The 17,593-nt window shown below is 31.6% G+C and carries 10 protein-coding genes and 3 pseudogenes; 7 read left to right on the top strand and 6 right to left on the bottom strand.

Annotated elements, in window-relative coordinates:
- Positions 1 to 9 precede the first annotated feature (9 nt).
- The 3 genes and pseudogenes from MMP60_RS04340 to MMP60_RS04330 form a co-directional block, all read right to left on the bottom strand.
- Positions 10 to 480, bottom strand: a pseudogene (locus MMP60_RS04340) (hypothetical protein); the annotation flags it as partial.
- A 237-nt stretch (positions 481 to 717) separates the two neighbouring features.
- Complete coding sequence (locus tag MMP60_RS04335) at positions 718 to 1,200, bottom strand: hypothetical protein (RefSeq protein WP_241335123.1); 483 nt, start codon at positions 1,198 to 1,200, stop codon at positions 718 to 720.
- A 167-nt stretch (positions 1,201 to 1,367) separates the two neighbouring features.
- Complete coding sequence (locus MMP60_RS04330) at positions 1,368 to 2,240, bottom strand: hypothetical protein (RefSeq protein ID WP_241335122.1); 873 nt, start codon at positions 2,238 to 2,240, stop codon at positions 1,368 to 1,370.
- 236 nt (positions 2,241 to 2,476) lie between these two features.
- Between MMP60_RS04330 and MMP60_RS04325 the strand changes: the two genes are divergently transcribed.
- The gene (locus MMP60_RS04325; protein ID WP_241335121.1) at positions 2,477 to 2,791 is read left to right on the top strand and encodes a helix-turn-helix transcriptional regulator; all 315 of its coding nucleotides are present in this window, start codon (positions 2,477 to 2,479) and stop codon (positions 2,789 to 2,791) included.
- Positions 2,792 to 3,010: 219 nt separating this feature from the next.
- Positions 3,011 to 4,161 (top strand): IS3 family transposase gene (locus MMP60_RS04320; protein ID WP_241335120.1). Its coding sequence is split into 2 segments (ribosomal slippage): positions 3,011 to 3,260 and positions 3,260 to 4,161, totalling 1,152 coding nucleotides; the frame shifts between segments, so codons are not numbered across the junction.
- A 15-nt stretch (positions 4,162 to 4,176) separates the two neighbouring features.
- On the opposite strand, the gene MMP60_RS04315 is transcribed toward MMP60_RS04320, so the two are convergent.
- Complete coding sequence (locus MMP60_RS04315) at positions 4,177 to 4,701, bottom strand: hypothetical protein (protein ID WP_241335119.1); 525 nt, start codon at positions 4,699 to 4,701, stop codon at positions 4,177 to 4,179.
- Positions 4,702 to 5,043: 342 nt separating this feature from the next.
- Here MMP60_RS04315 and MMP60_RS04310 point away from each other — a divergent pair, with 342 nt between their 5' ends.
- The 3 genes from MMP60_RS04310 to MMP60_RS04300 all read left to right on the top strand — a co-directional run bounded on the left by MMP60_RS04310 (position 5,044) and on the right by MMP60_RS04300 (position 12,591).
- A complete protein-coding gene (locus MMP60_RS04310) occupies positions 5,044 to 11,280 on the top strand; it encodes a hypothetical protein (RefSeq protein ID WP_241335118.1) in 6,237 nt (2,078 codons plus the stop codon).
- Positions 11,270 to 11,917, top strand: a complete 648-nt coding sequence (locus MMP60_RS04305) for a hypothetical protein (protein ID WP_241335117.1) — start codon at positions 11,270 to 11,272, stop codon at positions 11,915 to 11,917. The genes MMP60_RS04310 and MMP60_RS04305 overlap by 11 nt, the downstream gene beginning before the upstream one ends.
- A gap of 344 nt (positions 11,918 to 12,261) precedes the next feature.
- Complete coding sequence (locus MMP60_RS04300; protein WP_241335116.1) at positions 12,262 to 12,591, top strand: hypothetical protein; 330 nt, start codon at positions 12,262 to 12,264, stop codon at positions 12,589 to 12,591.
- 401 nt (positions 12,592 to 12,992) lie between these two features.
- Here the strand turns inward: MMP60_RS04300 and MMP60_RS04295 are convergent, their stop codons facing one another.
- Positions 12,993 to 16,046: a metallophosphoesterase gene (locus MMP60_RS04295; protein ID WP_241335115.1), complete on the bottom strand. Its 3,054-nt coding sequence runs from the start codon at positions 16,044 to 16,046 to the stop codon at positions 12,993 to 12,995.
- Between the two features lie 192 nt (positions 16,047 to 16,238).
- On the opposite strand from MMP60_RS04295, the pseudogene MMP60_RS04290 reads away from it, so the two are divergent.
- A pseudogene (locus tag MMP60_RS04290) lies at positions 16,239 to 16,442 on the top strand (IS3 family transposase); the annotation flags it as partial.
- 296 nt (positions 16,443 to 16,738) lie between these two features.
- A pseudogene (locus MMP60_RS04285) lies at positions 16,739 to 16,963 on the top strand (hypothetical protein); the annotation flags it as partial.
- 55 nt (positions 16,964 to 17,018) lie between these two features.
- On the opposite strand, the gene MMP60_RS04280 reads toward MMP60_RS04285, so the two are convergent.
- Positions 17,019 to 17,189: a hypothetical protein gene (locus MMP60_RS04280; RefSeq protein ID WP_241335178.1), complete on the bottom strand. Its 171-nt coding sequence runs from the start codon at positions 17,187 to 17,189 to the stop codon at positions 17,019 to 17,021.
- Positions 17,190 to 17,593 lie beyond the last annotated feature (404 nt).

The raw sequence follows: 17,593 nt of genomic DNA, 5'->3' as shown, positions 1-17,593 counted from the left end.
AGGTATTAATTATAGCTTAATATCAGGTTTACAAATTATATTGGGTATTAGACCTGAACAAATATCTCGAGCGATATCCCCTTGTTGCTCAATGTTATAGGCATCAAAAGACTTGTCATGATGAAAAACATATTTGTACGGGTTGTATAACTTAAAACTCAAATAATAAGCGATTTGTAATATTGCTCCCTTTAGAAGCACATTAGTACCATTCTGATATTGCATGATATGAGCCATTTCATGTATGAAAAGACCTTGTATGGACTTCGACTCTAATGCGTAATTTTCACTGTAATCTGATGAATTTATATAAATGTTGCCATTGGGAGCCATGAACATACCTTTTAGCTGCCAAGGAAGAAATGTCCTAGGGATTATTCTAGGTATGTTGTAATTTATTTTATCGCCAAACACGGATTGAGCAAGTAATTTTTCTTGCAGTGTTAACTTTCTAGCTTGATAAGAAGGTTTCACATTCTTGTCCTTATGTAGCTAATGAAAATAATCAATCTATATAATAAGAATACCATAAGATTCGTAACAGACACCTAAAAATTATTAAGCTATATTTTCTCAAAACTAGCCCACCTATGCATTTTCTATTATACCTGCTAGGTTAAATGGAGGCGAAATCCTTCTAAAAGCAAATAAAATTTCTCCAACAAAAAAATATTTTCTATCGATCTTATTTATTTTATTTAATCTTTCAATGGCATCTTATTTATTTAATATTTCATCCATTAATTTAATATTTGAGTTAATATTCCTAATATCATTTTTTAATTTCTCTCTATAATTAATAAAATATTTTTCCAATGTTTTATCATCTAAAATCAGTGACTCAATAAATTTAATATTATTTTCTTTATCATCAATTTCATTTAGGAATTTAGCTCTTTTTATAGAGAATATCGGTTCAAGTTTTTTCTTTTTATATCTATCTCTGAGTTCATTTAAGCGAGGAGTCTCATTATAGCTAAAAGCTCTTTTTGAGGATTTATTAACATCGACTTCAAGATACTCACATTTAAGTAGAATTTTTAGTCCAACATACATTAAACGTTTATCTTCATTAGTCCTGTAATTTTGATTGAATTTAATTTTCTCCCAAAAATGTTTTGCTTGCCAATTAACTATTTCACACTCTACAAAGATTTTCAAAAAATCATTATACAACGGTAAGTTAACTGACTTTAACATGATAAAACTCCCAAAAACATAGCTAGGATAGCTAACCCTGTATGCAAATTCCCCCTGAAATTGAATGAAGGGTAAACATATAGCATGTATGCATCCTAAAATAGATATATTAATTTGATTTATATACTTAAATCTCTTGAATGCAAATGATTGAATAACGTCTGTTTCTAATACAAACATGTATACCAATTTTCTTTGCTATCCCAAATTACTCGTCCTGACTCAAGTGGTGTTTGCTTGTACATCACATTAACTCCTGAAGCGATACTATTATTACTACTTAGCCAACCTTTGATGGTGATTTTAAGGTTGTTGTTGCTAATAGCTTCCAGACTTGCAATCACTTTCGCACCATCTACAGTTTGAAATTGAGGCTGCCCAAGTACTACTAAACCTGTATATTCAGAAACTGAGGTATCTTTACAGATTGTACGACCAATATCATTTACTTTAGGCGCATTAGCAGCAACCATTTGTTGATATTTCTGTTGTTGATTTCTAACCTCTTGATTACGTTGTTGTATCTGAGCATCAATCTCTCGTTGTTTTTTGAGATCAAGTCTATAGTAAACATTTGACGCATTTAAAAGATCTGTAGGAGTAGCTAATTCAGTTTTTAATGTAAGAAAAGTGAGCTGGTATATTTGATTGTATCTATTTGCAATAGGTTCAATTCGTACACCCCAAGGTTGTGAAGCTGAGCAAGTAAACCCTCCAATATATTTTAGTGCAATATCTGTATAACCCTGAATAGGTGTTGTTAACCTAGAAAATTTAGATTGATATGTTTGAACAAAATGCCCGTTTTGTGATTCACAAAATGTTTTTAAATAAGTGAATGGAATTTTATGGTCAAGTAACTCAGAGGAAACCATGTACTCTTTTCCTGAGCCACTTTTCCCATTCAATTGTTTTGCAGCAATGACGTCATTAGGACTTTTAAAATTTGAGACATCAGACATTTTTATATGATTAGCGGTTGCACAACCAATCATACTTGTTATGAGCGAAAGCCCAGTAATTAATTTAATTGTATTCATTTATCCTCTCTTTAAGTTTCACTTACTTTGAACAGTTTTCCAATACATATAAGTGCTAGAACTTCTTTTTGCAAAATTTGAGCATTGATAAAAAACGAAGGAAATGGTTATGAATCTCTAACGTATCTAATTGATCAAGGCTAAGGATTCCTTAGTTTTGAAATACTAAGAAATCCTTAGTAAAAAATCAACTCAAAACTAAGAAAATCTTAGCTTTATGATCTATTACTAAGCTAATGGTACGAAATACTTCAAATATTTTTTCTCTGCGCTTAAGAACTGCCCGAACAGAAAAAAAGCTTTCTCAAGAGAGATTAGGAATCTTGGCAGGCATAGATGAATCCTCTGCGAGTGCGAGGATGAATCAATATGAAACAGGAAAACATTTACCAGATTTTCTTATGGCAACAAAAATTGCTGATGTTTTAGAAGTACCTGTTTCGTATTTTTATACTGAAGATAGCTTGATGGCTGAAATTATATTAAAATTGCATTTGCTATCAGAGTTACAGAAATTAGAAGTTTTAAAGTTTATTGAGGAGTTTAATTAAATTTTTTGTCGACTTTAGAAATTTAATTCTGATCACTCTTTTCCCTAATATCAAAAATATCTTTCAGATATAAAGCCGTACTTGCTTTACCACCAAAGTATGATGCCCCTATGATCAGAGCGACATACACTATACAGAAAAGAATTTTATAAAATGAATAGCCACTAATTTTGTAGACATCGTTAAGTTAGATAATATAGCTAATTAACAAGGTGTTTTATGAGTGGAAAACGATATACCGACGAGTTCAAGATTGAAGCTGTTCGGCAAGTAACAGAGAAAGGTTACAGCATTGCCGAGGTTGCAGATCGCCTTGGGACGACAACTCACAGTCTCTACGCTTGGATTAAGAAATACGATCCTAAATCCAGTCAAGCTGCATCAGCCCAGATTGATCAAGCCAAAGAGCTTGCTCGACTAAAGAATGAACTACAACGAGTCACCGAAGAGCGGGATATCTTAAAAAAGGCCGCGGCGTACTTCGCAAGCCAGTCCAAATGAGGTACGCATTTATCAAGGACAACCAGCAGTTTTGGTCTGTTCGACGAATGTGTTCTGCATTGGAAGTTCATCGCAGCGGCTTTTATGCCTGGTTAAAACAACCTTTGAGTGCTACAGCTAAACGTAGTGAACAGTTATCAGGGCTGATTAAACAGTTCTGGTTGGAATCAGGCGGTGTTTATGGCTACCGCAAGATTTTCTGTGACCTGCGTGACGTTGGTGAGTCATGTGGTATTAATCGGGTTCATCGCTTGATGCAACGTGAGGGTTTGAAATCCCAGCGAGGCTATCGTAAACCAAGATATTCCAAGGGCTTTCAACCTATTGTCCAATCCAATACTTTGGATCGGCAGTTTAATCCAACTGAACCAAATCAAGCTTGGGTGACTGATTTTACCTACATCCGCACGCATGAGGGATGGTTGTTCTTGGCTGTCGTTATTGATCTATTTTCACGATTAGTTGTCGGTTGGTCGATGAAACCAATGATGACTACAGCGTTAGTTTTAGATGCCTTACTCATGGCAATTTGGCGCAGATCACCAACAAATAAAGTATTGGTACACTCAGACCAAGGTAGTCAATATACCAGTTATGAATGGCAGGACCTTCTAAAGCAACATGGTTTGGAAAGCAGTATGAGCCGTCGTGGCAACTGTCACGACAATGCAGTAGCTGAGAGCTTTTTCCAGCTACTGAAACGAGAAAGAGTTAAACGGAAGATATATTCAACACGTGCTGAAGCTAGATCAGATATATTTGAGTATATTGAGATGTTCTACAACGTGAAGCGTCGCCATGGTGCTAACAACCAACAGTCACCGAAGGACTTTGAGACGTTTCATGAAATGAAGCTGGCGTGTGTCTAGGATATTAGTGGCTATTCAAAATGAATATGTATCCTTATCTATTATTTTACTTGAAGTAAGTTCTTCTAGGAAAAATACTTCAAATATTACTAAACCTAGATACACTAATGCAGCACAAATAAGTATTATTATTGCTATTGACTTGATATTATTAATTGTTTTTTCTTTAAAGATATATTCTAAATATGCTTGATTATTTTCTATGCCTTGTTTTAGGAAGAAATAACCATGATTTAAATCTGAAAAAATCTTGCTGAAATTCCATAAATTATTAATTCTTTTATTGAACAAACTATAGTGATATCTATTAGTCCCTAAAAAATTATTAGTCGCATATTGGAATTGTATAGGTTGTAATGAATTTTTATTTTGGTTAAATTTCTTACATGCTTCTAAGTAATTATCCAACTCTATCTTATCTTCTTTAAAATTTTTCTTTTTTAGTTCAAGACGAAATCTTGGTGAAAAAAACCATTTAATAACTGTTCCAAAAAAGCCAAGTCCTAATAAAGCCCCTACTATTAATTTAACCCACTCCATATCTAACATCCTGTGCATGAAAAGATCTTTTATCTAAACAAAAAATTTAACAAGTATATAGGTAGAAAATTAAGAATTGCGTCACAAATTGACGTATACCATTAAAATCTATAGCTTTACTTTTTTAAATCAAACACAATAGACCTCAAAGAAATTTGAGATTCATCTAAGTGATTAAAAGAAAAATTCACCAGATATGGATTCTAGTTTGAAGTGGAGTTTTATAGACCAACTAGTATCCGTGGTAGATGACCTATTAATTGGTTATTTCACAGCTCGATGAAATTGTTATTAATAGTTTTAAATTAAAAATATTTTAAGATTTTTTAAACAGGTATATTTATGGGTAATGCAGATTTAGTTAGAGCAAGTAGAGATGGCGATCAGTTTCATTATTTATGGGCTGCAAGAAAAGCTCTTCTACTTCTAAATCCCCTATCTGGATTACATACCTTGACTATTGAAGGTCCTAGTAAAACTGAATTTAATGAGGAGGTAGAAGAAGGCGAAGAAATCGTAGATGTGGGGGAATACTATACTAGTAATCATTTTTCTGATGCCTCTAAAATCATATACACCCAACTTAAACATTCCACATTACATACACAAACCCCATTTGAGCCTAGTAAATTACGCAATACCATCGAAGGTTTTTCGAAAAGATATCGTAGCTTGATAGATAAAGAATCTAAGGATGAGGTGTTAAAAAAAGTAGAATTTCATTTCGTTTCAAATAGAGCGATCAATGATGATTTCTATAAATCTATTAATGAGCTAAAGGAAACGGGTAAAGTTACTAAACCGGCTGATCTGCAAAAATTAGAAAAATTTACTACGTTAAAAGGTAATGATTTAGAGGACTTTATTAGGCTTGTAAAATTCCCATCACAAGAGCCTAACTATATAGCTCAACGTGAGATTCTTGCTCAAGACGTTGCTCACTATCTACCAGGGGATGATGTTAATGCTCCAAATGAGTTAAAGGAATTAATAACTCGTAAAGCACTTAGCGAAAACCAAAATACACCAGAAATTACACGATATGAAGTACTCCGTGCACTTAAAACAAACCCAGATGATCTGTTTCCAGTAAAAAACTTAATAAAACAGTTAGAAAATATTGTTGATAGACCTATCGTAAGAACACTAATTAATATTATTAATGAATCACATAGTCAAAAATTTATTATTCAGGCTGAAGGTGGTGTAGGTAAATCAATATTAAGTACACAATTACACAACTATATACCTTCTGGATCATTGACGATTGTCTATGACTGCTTTGGTAATGGTGACTACAGACAATCATCATCAGCAAGACATACACATAAAATAGCGTTAGTTCAAATTGCAAACGAATTAGCTGGATTAGGCTTATGTCATCCACTAATACCAACAGCCAGTGCCGGTCCTAGCGAGTATATAAAGGCATTTTTGTTTAGATTAAAGCAAGTTTCTGAAAGGTTCTCTAATAAGAGTAAGCAGCTATTTATAGTTATTGATGCTGCTGATAACTCACAAATGGCAGCAGATGAATTTAATTATGGTCGTTCTTTCATAACTGATCTTTTACAAGAAAATTTACCTGATAATATTAAAATAATTGCTTTAGCGAGACCTTATAGAGTTGAACTTCTAATGCCTAAACAAGATATTGAACTTCTTGATTTAGAACGCTTTAGTGAAAATGAAACAAAACAACATCTATTAAACTACTATCCTGATGTTTCGACACAAGACGTATTAGAATTTCATCGACTTACCAGTGGTAATCCACGAGTCCAAAGTATTGCTTTAGAACAAAATTTAACTTTGCATGAGATTCTTTCATTTTTTGGTGGAACTCCCAAAAGCGTAGAAGATACTATTAAAGATTTGTTAGATAAGGCAATTTCCACTTTCAAAGAACAAAACTACTCCGAATCAGAAGAAATTGATTTACTGCTGACTTCAATTGCTATTTTACGTCCATTAATTCCACTGCAAATTTTATCTGATTTAACTAATATCAGGGCTGATCAAATAAGAAGTATTATTTCTGATATAGGTGGTCATCCAATTCGTCTTAGCGACAATAATATTCAATTTGTTGATGAGCCAACAGAGTCTTGGTTCCGTGAAATTTATAAGCCAAAAGATACTAGCTTGCTCAATGATTTTATTCAGAAGCTTAAACCTCTCGCTGTAAATTCTGTATATGCCGCTTCTGTACTACCCCAAATCTTGATGGATGCAGGTAATTTTGAGGAGTTAGTTGAGTTATCTTTAAATTCTGAAATGTTACCAACGAATTCCACACTAGAAAGAAGAAAGGTTGAATTACAGCGTCTGCAATTTGCAATAAAAGCCGGACTCAAACTTGGTAAATATACAGAGGTTGCTAGGTTGTCATTAAAAGCTGGTGGAGAAGTTGCCGCAGAAGCTAGGCAGTACCAATTACTTGAAGAGAATATAGACCTAGTTGGTACAACCTTTAGTGATCATCAAATTTTAGATTTAATCTCTGAAAAAGTATTTAAAGGTGGTTCATGGCATGGCTCGAAATATATTGCTGAGGCTAAACTTCTATCATATCGAGAGGAGTTCCATGGGGAATCACGTAGTAAACTGCGTATTGCTAATGAGTGGCTAAGAAGTTTGTTTAAGCTTCCAAAAAAAAATAGACGCCATGAAAAAATCGAATTCAAAGAAATTAGTGATATTTTTATAACTCTTTTAAATATTAAAAGTACTGATGATGCTTTGGATTGGCTTAGAAGACATTGGAAAAAATTTGTAAGTTATGAAGTCACTAAGCTAGCTGTTCAAGATTTAATTAAAATTAATAAAATGGATGTTATACAAGAAATTTTAGATAAATCAGGAAATAATATATTTTTAACTTTAGGTATTATAGAGATACTTAAATTAAATCACTGTATTATCTATTCTGAAAATTTTTCACGAATTTTAAAACTACTGAGTTACGACAAAGTAAAACTTGATATTGGGATAACTCCCATTCTTTGTTTTTTAGAAGTAGCTTTTAAGCAACAACTTTGTTCAGCTACTGAGGCGTATCAAATTTTATCAAAATATTTGCCTTCTCAAATACCATATGAGATTACAGATCGTTTTGGAAACTCGGATAGAGTCAACTACATGAAGGCTTACGCTTTACATAAAGCATGGAATAATAAGACATTAGAACTACTTGATTTAGTACCAGAGAGATTAAAAGATGAGTTTATAAAGGACACGTATAGCTCATCAGAAGAAATAACCACGCTAAAACGAGATGTTGCAGCAGTTCTGCCATGGTACAAATTATATGCTCGGTCAATCACAGAGAAGATTTGCATTAAGGAACTCGATCTACTAATTGAACAAGCGAAATCAGATTCCCAGAAAGCTCAAGGATATTCTTATCGGAAATATGGCAATCATCTAGAAAATGAAATTGCAAAAATATGGTTTGATATTTTAATTTTAAATAATCATCTTAGCCAAGAAACTTATCCAGAGATAGAAAGTCATTTCAAAGAAAAAATTTATCTTAATACACGTAATCATTTCACTCTTATTTTAGCTTTGCAAAAACAATTTGAATTAGAAGATTATTGTTATGAAAATATATACAAAAACTTAAAAGCTCTTGAGAATAGTGATGATCGTGCAGAAACATTGGTGAGTGATTATATGTCTATTGCCCAATCAATTTTCCCTTTAGATCAAATAGAAGCTACTACGATATTAAATAAAGCCATTGAAGTAAGTAGTAAACTAGGTGAAGAAAATCTACAACGATGGAATGCATTACTTTGCTATGGTGTAAAAGCTGGGCAGGAGCAAAATAATAGAAAACCACAGCTATGCTATCGTTTTAGTCAATGTGCTGAATTGACATATAAATATGTACATAGAGATAAACATTTTCCATGGGATTATATAGTTGATGCAATTTATGATTTAGATCCTAATTCCGCATTTGCTATTGCTAGTCGTTGGCGTGATCGTAGATTTGGAGACGAAGATAGAATATTGGGCAATCTGGTGGATAAGTTACTTAAAGAACAATTTTTATCACCATTGATACCATTCGCTTTCAAAGCGATGGGAGCTACATATGACTTAGATAATCTATTAAGCTCTATTAAATCATTAGCTTTAAGTGATGAACTAAAAAGAAAGGTTTTACAAAGTTTCTATCTCTATATTGTTGTACCTAATCCTTCCGAAAAAAATATTAGTCGCCTTAGAGATTTGGTCGAGGCATTTAATATAACAGATCAAACTGTCCAAGATTTTTTCCTCTCACTCAGTAATTCAGAGGTTTATGTTCAAGTAGAAGAAGCATCTCACTCTTCAACCTTCGATCAAGAAAAGTTTGATTGGGATGTATTTTTTGAAAATTATACTGACTCAAATCGAAGTGTTGATTTTGTTGCAGCATTTATTGGTTTTCAGGAATTGAAAAATAAGCATTGGATTAAAAAAGCCTTTTATGTACAGCTTTTTCAAAAAATAAGTCCGTCACAAGCAATATTATTGATCAATTGGTGGTTCGATAATCCTAGAAATAGAATTCGTGACTTAGATGATCTTTTAATAGCTATCCCACTTCGATTTAAACGGAGAATGTCATTTTTAGACGTTTTAGATTCGAGAATAAAACAATTCCTGAAAATACATCATGCTGATTTTTATATAGATACTTATGGAAGTAATCTGAAATTACATATTTTAAGTGTGTTAACAGGGAAACCTAAAACTGATTATATTCAATCTCTCTTAGAAGGTATGAGTGAAAGTTCTATTACTTTAGAAAGTGAAAGTTTATTTAGGATAGCTCATTTACTTACACCTATGATTACACCAAATCAATCCTGTGAGGTTTTAGAGTATGGTCTAGGCTTACTGGAAAGTGATTTGGGATCGGATATCGCAGATGGGCAATGGCATGAGGAATTAGCACCACCAGAGAATACAATAGAATCTATATCAGGTTATATTTGGTCTAGCCTAGCATCTCCTTTCAATACTGTTAAATGGCAAGCTGCGCATACTGTTAAGTTACTTTGTGATTTTGAGCAAAGAGAACTATTTTCTTATTTAATTAATTTTATTAGTGATGAAAATTATCGAAGTTTTTATGATCAAAAATTTGAATTTTATCAATACTCGGCTATTCAATGGTTACTTAATGCTTTATTGAAAGTATCATATAGCCCAAATAACTTTTTGGCTGAATATGTTGAAACATTTAAGCAGTTAGTAGATCCAAATCGACCGCATTTGATGATTCGACAACTTGCTTCAAAAATTCTTCTAAATCTATTTAGATTAAAGCTTATAACCCTAAATGAAGAAGAAATTAAAGCCTATCTGGAAATCGGTAAATCTAATTTTAATAAAGTAGAACAGGAAGCTATAGATCTTTCCAAATATTCAGATATGAATCAAGATGAAATTGATTCATTTGGTATTGATTTCGGTCCTTACTGGCTTGATCCATTAGGCTCAATGTTTGGGTTACACCCTACACACATATACTTTGAAACAACTCAAATATTAAAGAATGAAATTGGATTTACGGATAAGCGTAAAGCCAATGATGCACGTCATAAAATGGAAATTTATGACTGGCAACAAGTAAGACATAGCCATGGTTCAAGTCCTAAAGTTGAAGATTTAGATTTCTATCTGTCTTACCACGCAATGATGATTACAGCAGATAAGCTATTGCAAACAATACCATTACTTGAAAGTGAATATTCATGGAGAGATTTTGATGACTGGATTAGACGATATGATTTATCCTCTATAGAACCTTATTGGCTAAGTGATTTTAGAGATCCATGTCCTCGAATAACGACAGAATGGCCTAAAGAAGATAGAAAAAATTCTTTAAACTGGTCTTATAGTTGTTCTTCTGTTGATTATGATGATTCGATTTATCATAGCGATTTAGAACTTTGTTTATGGGGGGGATGGTCAGAAGTAAATAACTATAATCAAGCGAAAGACATTCGTATCCGTTCAAGTTTGGTGAGTCCAGACACTTCTAATGCTCTTTGGAGAAGTCTACAAAGTGTCGAGTCAAGCTACTCTTATCATTTACCTAATGCTAATAACGAACAGTTTGAAATTGATGAAGATAATTTCAAATTAAAAGGATGGATTATTGAACAGGAAATTGATTTATCAAATTTTGATGATGATTTATGGGGAGCTGCATTAAGATATGAGATTACCCAACCATCAAGAGAGACTATTTCTTTAATGAATCTATCATCTGATTCATTAAAGAAAAATTGGTTTTACAAAAATGAAAGGGTTATAAATCTTTCTATTTGGGGTGAATATAAAAATGAAGATTATGAGTATTCAAATGGTTATAAGCTAAAAGTGAATAAAATTTTCATTCTCGACATGCTTAATAAAATAAATATGGACATGATTATTTCTGTAGATATCAATCGCAGACACAAATACGGCAGTTATGAATATAAACAAAATTCAGAAGGGCTTGATGAGTATTTACCTAGTAGTAAACGAGTTTATTTAATGAAAAAAAATGGAGATATGTATGTCTACTGAAAATCTTATCGAACTAGGGAAAAGGCTAGTACAAGAATTTAAGCTAGAAAATAAAAACGATATACTATCTCAATGGCTACTGCACTATCTAGCAGAATTATTTGAACAATATAATTTATCGGCTTCTCCTGAAAAAAAGCGTATAGCGGCTTTAGAGATTAAAGATACTATTTTTAAGTTATGGGAATTTCGCTATCAGCAGTCCCATTCCCAGAGTGGTTTCAAAAATATAGAATCTTTAATTTCAACTTTACAGAAATTAAATTTAGATAATGATGATGTGTTCTACAAAGGACTAAGTAATTTTAGAAATGCAGAACAAACTACAGATCAGACTAGTCCTAAATATTGGTACAACTATGCTCTTAAACTTGATAAAGCATCAAGGCTATTGATAAGGAATTGCATACTTAAAGGTTATGAACTTAATGAAACTGATAATCAAGAAATTGCTGAACTTATCGGGAAAATTGAGGGATTTGATGCTTATGAAAATTTGTTCAATAAATTTTATAGTGATCAATCTAGCCAAGATCAAGAACATGAGATCATCAAAAATAATATTTCAAAAATAAACGCACTAATTAATGCCTTAGCAGATTTAAAAAACACTTATGAGGAAAAACTAACCTCTTAGTCTTAAAGTGGCCAAGTATTCATATTAAAGATTGTAAAAGTATGATTATTCATAGCAAATCGTTAAATCATATTTATGCAACTAAATCTGAGTGGAATCAACGTGTTAAATACTATTCAAAGATATATTACAAATAGAATCTTAGGCTTTAAACTTGACTATTCATCAAAAAATACCTAGTATACTTCTAGGGAGTAATTTTTATAAAACTACCCCAATTCCGAGGCTCGACATTCATGTTCGAGCTTTCGTGTTTTTAAGTCATGTGTTTCTAATTTTCTGTACATTTCTTTCTTTTATTTAAAAAAAATTTATTAATTAATTGTTTATTGGTTTAAGGATCTATGGCTATACAAGACGAATACTATCTCACTCACCAAGAGATCAATAGCTTGAGGGCTGATGCTAAGCAAGCATCGGAATTGTGTCGTGCCTTGCTTATAAGAGATCAGTATCTAAAAATTTATCATTACTGTGTTGAATGGTCAGAAGAAAAACAGATATTTATTGGGCAATGTTCTGAATTTCCAAAGGTTTTATACTTAGATAATGATATTAAAATAGCTATCTTTGGAATTAAGAAACGGATTGAAAATATCACTAAAGACATGATTATTAATGCTAAGCCTATCCCCATCCCTTTTGGTAATCCTTCCATAAATAATCTAAGTTGAAAGTAGAGATTGAGCAGTAATATTTTTTAGTAGCAAATTTTTAAGTGAAATTAGTGGACTACCGATAAATGTAATATGTGAAACAAAATTACTGATCTAAACAAATTGATTATCTTGCATTGAAAAATCAAAATTATTGAATCAAAAGCGAAAAGAAAACTTAGAACAAACAATTGTAAATCTAGCGGGTTTTAAAGACCCTAAAATGTTATTGTGTGGGTAATAGCAGGCCATCAATTATCTTATGCTGAGGCTTTAAGGGTAAAGTCTAAAATAATTTTGAAAGAGGATGATACATATCAAGTATAATTTAACGAAATGATATATTAGATTACAAAAAAATTTAGGATTTAGGTTTCCAAACTATAAACCTAAATCCTTATGATTTAATTGCAATAAAATCAATTAATATCCATTTTTTCTTGATGTTTTATCTTATTTTTTTGATCCTCAAGACGAGATATTGTCTGATTCATTATGCCTGTTTTTTGAAAATTGTTTTCACCACTCATTGTAAAAGATATTTCAGCTAATATTAATTTTATCGCATTTGTAATTTCCTTTGATTTACTATTTTCAAAAAATTTGTGTAAATAAAATATATAAATAGCTTGCAAATAAAATGATTTTTTATTAAAAAATGGAAGGGATTTTTTTGTGACTTCTATTGATTTTTTAATATCAATATCAATATAACATAGGATAGCTAATGCTCTATGCCCACTATTTTTTGATTCAAAATATTTCTCAAAAAAAACTTTCATTTTAGGTGATGATGATTTTTCAACAATCACATAGGAATAAACAAAAGTAATCACAAGTGTAAAAAACTGCTTAATATCTTGTTCTTCTTCTGGGTTTATATCATCAGGTTTTATTACATCAAAATCATTCTTTACTATTGATAGGAGGAAACTAAAGACTTGATCCCAGTATGTGAATAAGTCTTCCAAACTATCTTCTTTTAATTTTTTTGGAACTAATTCGCTATTTCGCAATATGGCTGCAAAGGTTTTTAAAGCTACTAATGCATTAAAATGCTCTGAATCATTAGGTGTTTTAATTTTTTCTCGACTAACTGAATGATCAATAGATGCTCTGTTAGGAGTATCTAAAATTATTTCTTCATTTTGGTGCTCATTATGAGAGTCAATTTTTAAGGAGATATCACCAAATATAGATTCTGATAGCAATATACCTGTTTCATTTTCTAAAGAGAGTTCATTCGCATTAAAATTTACCGTACTAAATATTTTTTTGATTGCATTATGAAATTCAACAAGTAATCTTTCTTTATCTCTATATATTCCAGAATAGTATTCAAACTCAATAGAATAGTCTTGTATTTGATTGTTATTAATAATATTAAGCCAAAAATCTTCATTATTATTAAAATGTTCAGCTAAAAAGAAAGATCGAAAGCAATCAAATTTAAATCCAATCAAATTTGAATCACCATATAATAACCCTTTTTCAATTAATTCTGTTCTTAAGTTTTCTTTAGAGTGAAGACCTAGATCAGCAAAATACTGTATCTTGAACTTATCAAAATCTGCTATTGAAATATTGGTTAATTTTCTACTATCTAGATAATATGAAAATTGTTTTAGAAAGTGGCTAATATTTGTTGAGTCAAAATCCTCTCTTTTCTTTTCCTCACCAAATTTATTTAATAAACCCTCAATTAGTACTTGAACAACAGAAGCTTCATTGAAGAGATGTGAGTTATTTTTATTTTTTTCAACAACCCATAATAACATAGATATTAGGAATGGCGTTGATGGAACATTTAGTTGATCTATAAGTTTATTGACAAGTTTTATATTATTTTGGCTTGCTTCTAAGTCATCAATAAACCAGTTTTGAATTAGCTTCTCTGTATGATATTTCTTGAAAGAGTGAATGTGTATTTGATTCTTAAAAAAATCTTTATTATAGGTAAACTCACTAAGTTGCATTTCTGGTTCAGTCGCAGAAGCAATATATTTCGAAGAGCTAAACTCTGTGATGAATGAATTTATCGTCCGTTCATCATTTTTATTTTTAAGACTCAGATTGTCGAAAGCAACCAACATGGAACCCGAGGTTAATAATTCTATTAATTCCCTCTTATTTAAAATACCATCTAAAAAATTTATTGCTGCTGTCAAAATACTTGAACGAGTTATATTCTTGTCATTAATTCTTGCCTTTTCTAAATCAATTACGATTCCTAACTGAGCCTGAGGATATATTTTTTGGAACTCATTTGTTATAATAAAGTTTAATAAAGTACTTTTTCCAGATTCTCTTTTCCCAAAAAAAATGATATTCCCATCACTTTTATATAATTCATCTAAAGTCGTGAGTTTAGATTTTTCAGAGTTTCCAGCTAATGCATAGTACTCTTTTTCACTTGTATGTGATAAAGGTGGTTCCACAAAAATTGTAGATAATTCCTGTGGGGCAACACCTGAATTTGTTGATAATAACTTTTGGTTAGTTGTTAGATTAATATGCCGAATTATTTCGCCACTAATCAAACTAATTTCCTTTTTTTTTTCAAAACTAAAGAGTGTAGTAGAGTCAGAGCTAAACCTTATAGACTTATCGAACGTATTTCTTTGATCATAATATTCTCTAGCAATAGTTCGGATACTGCCTTCTTGGATTTCTATTATTGAATATCCATTAAAGTATTGCCTATTTTCATAAATACATCCAGTATTACTTACAAATAAGCTTCCCAAATTTGAAGCAATAGTCGAAGCACTATTGTTGTGCATATGTCCGCAAAGTAGTAAATCAAAATTATTTGTCAAAGTATTTTGTATATAAGTTTTTTCATCAGGTGATATCCAATCTAGTGGGTGATGTAAAACGGCAATTTTAAGTTCACAATCACGTATTTCATCAGCTGCTCGCTCAACTTGATGCTGTGCGATATATAAATTGCCATAATCATTTCTACCCCCACCTTTAGTAAACCAAGCACTGTTTAAAGACGCAATTCCAACTTTTTTCTGGCAAATATCAACTTCCTTGGTGAAAAATATCTTGTTTTCTAAATTCTCTAAAGTAATTTCAGATGCAATTTCATTATAGTCTTTTAGGTGTCCTAGTATGTTCGAATCAGGTTCATTATGGAGGTCATTAAAAAAAGTATTGGCTTTAGTATATGAAGTGACATTGTTGTACATCACATCATATATAGATTTTCTTTTTTTTAGATTTATGTCGTGATTACCAGGACATGTGACTATAGGAATTTTTTTTCCAACTATTTCTTTAATTTTTGAAAAAAAAGCTAAAATATTATCTTTTTGGAAGTTCCCGCGAGCTGCTATATCTCCAGAACAAACAACTAGATCGAAAGTACCATTAGATTGTATGTCTTTTAAGAAACTTTCTAAGACTTTTTCTTGATCATAGTTAGTGTGAAGATGAAGATCCGAAAAATGAAGAATTCTTATCATGAGTTACCGTCTTATTTGAAGTATGATTGTTGTTATAAATTATAAGCATATAAAGTTTAGTTTGCAGTAGTTTTAAAAACAAGTTTGAATCATACTGAGATTGTCGGAGAGCTATTTTCTTGAGAGAATACTTTAATCACAAAATTCAACTCCCCCTGAAATCAAAGAACGAGTATTACGCTTACTTCAGTTGAAACGGTGAATGGACCAAATGGAGGTAGTTGAATATCTGGAATCTGATTGAGCAGGTTTAGCTCTGACGTTGAACTTGCAACTTTGAACTAGGTAGATTGGATTAACAAGACACGATTGCATAGTGCGATTGGGTATGTTTCGCCATTTCAGTTTGAAGCAATGTACTATACCAAAGTAGATGTGTTAGATTTGGCAGCCTAACTTAAATAACCTGTCTCCGATAAAATCGGTATGATTCACTAAGATATCTTTTTAACAAGTCAAAGTGTCCGAGTTATAGAAAAATCATTGTTCTTATACTCATAATACTTATTGTTCATTTGTGTAGAAATATACAAACCACAACTTGATAGTATATTTTTTAATCAAAAAGAACAGTGCCAAAAATGGACTGAAATATCTAATTTTGTACATCCAAATAATTTTAAAAATGGACACATTTTTTGAACTTAATGCTTGTAACCTCTTAATTTATAATGTCCATCAACAATAAACTTGTAGGTAAATTAGCCCACATTTTACAATTCCAACAAGGAACACATGTCATTCTAAAAGGGATGTTTTTACAAGTAGGCTATTATCTCAGTTTTAAAAAATATAACCCGTATAAATATACATTTATACAAGGCAAAGCTTTTAGGAATTACAATATTGAACAGCAAGGTGACATTGCACGAGATATTTTTCTAAAGAAGATTTCAAATATTATTCTGAGCCCATAAAAAAGCCCTGTGATATAAATAACAGGGCTTTTAAGTTAAAAAATCGCAATCTGTTTTATGCAACAGAACTTTTGCGTACCTCAGATTTGAGTTCATGAGCGTCCACACCAGCAGTAAAATCCATATCTTTGCGTATATCATCCATAATAATTGTACCAATACGCCCCACACCAATTGCTAATCCAAATGCAATCACAGGAAATAAAATCGTTGAAATCACCATCATTTTTACCTCTTTAATATAAAAAAGTTTTAATTGACTGACCAAGTTTCAAACTTATTTGTCTTGCTCTTGGAACATTACTGTACCAATACGCCCCACAACCACAGCTAAACCAAATGCAACTACAGGAAATAATAAAACTGACATAATCTCTACCCCACGAATAACAATAAGTGTTTGCTTGTAATTAAGATTGTTTGTCTTGCTCTTGGAACATCACCGTACCAATACGACCAACGACAACAGCCAAACCAAATGCAACTACAGGAAATAATAAAACTGACATATCTACTACCTCGTTTTGTATGTTTCTCACATACCTGATTTAAATTACAGTGTACAAATGTTCACATTGATTAGGATAATAGCAGTGTACATGCGTACACTCAAGTGGTAGAAAAACTTTC

The sequence above is a fragment of the Acinetobacter sp. ANC 4805 genome (assembly GCF_022549495.1).
Lineage (GTDB): Bacteria > Pseudomonadota > Gammaproteobacteria > Pseudomonadales > Moraxellaceae > Acinetobacter.
This window is presented reverse-complemented; position numbering and strand designations above follow the sequence as displayed.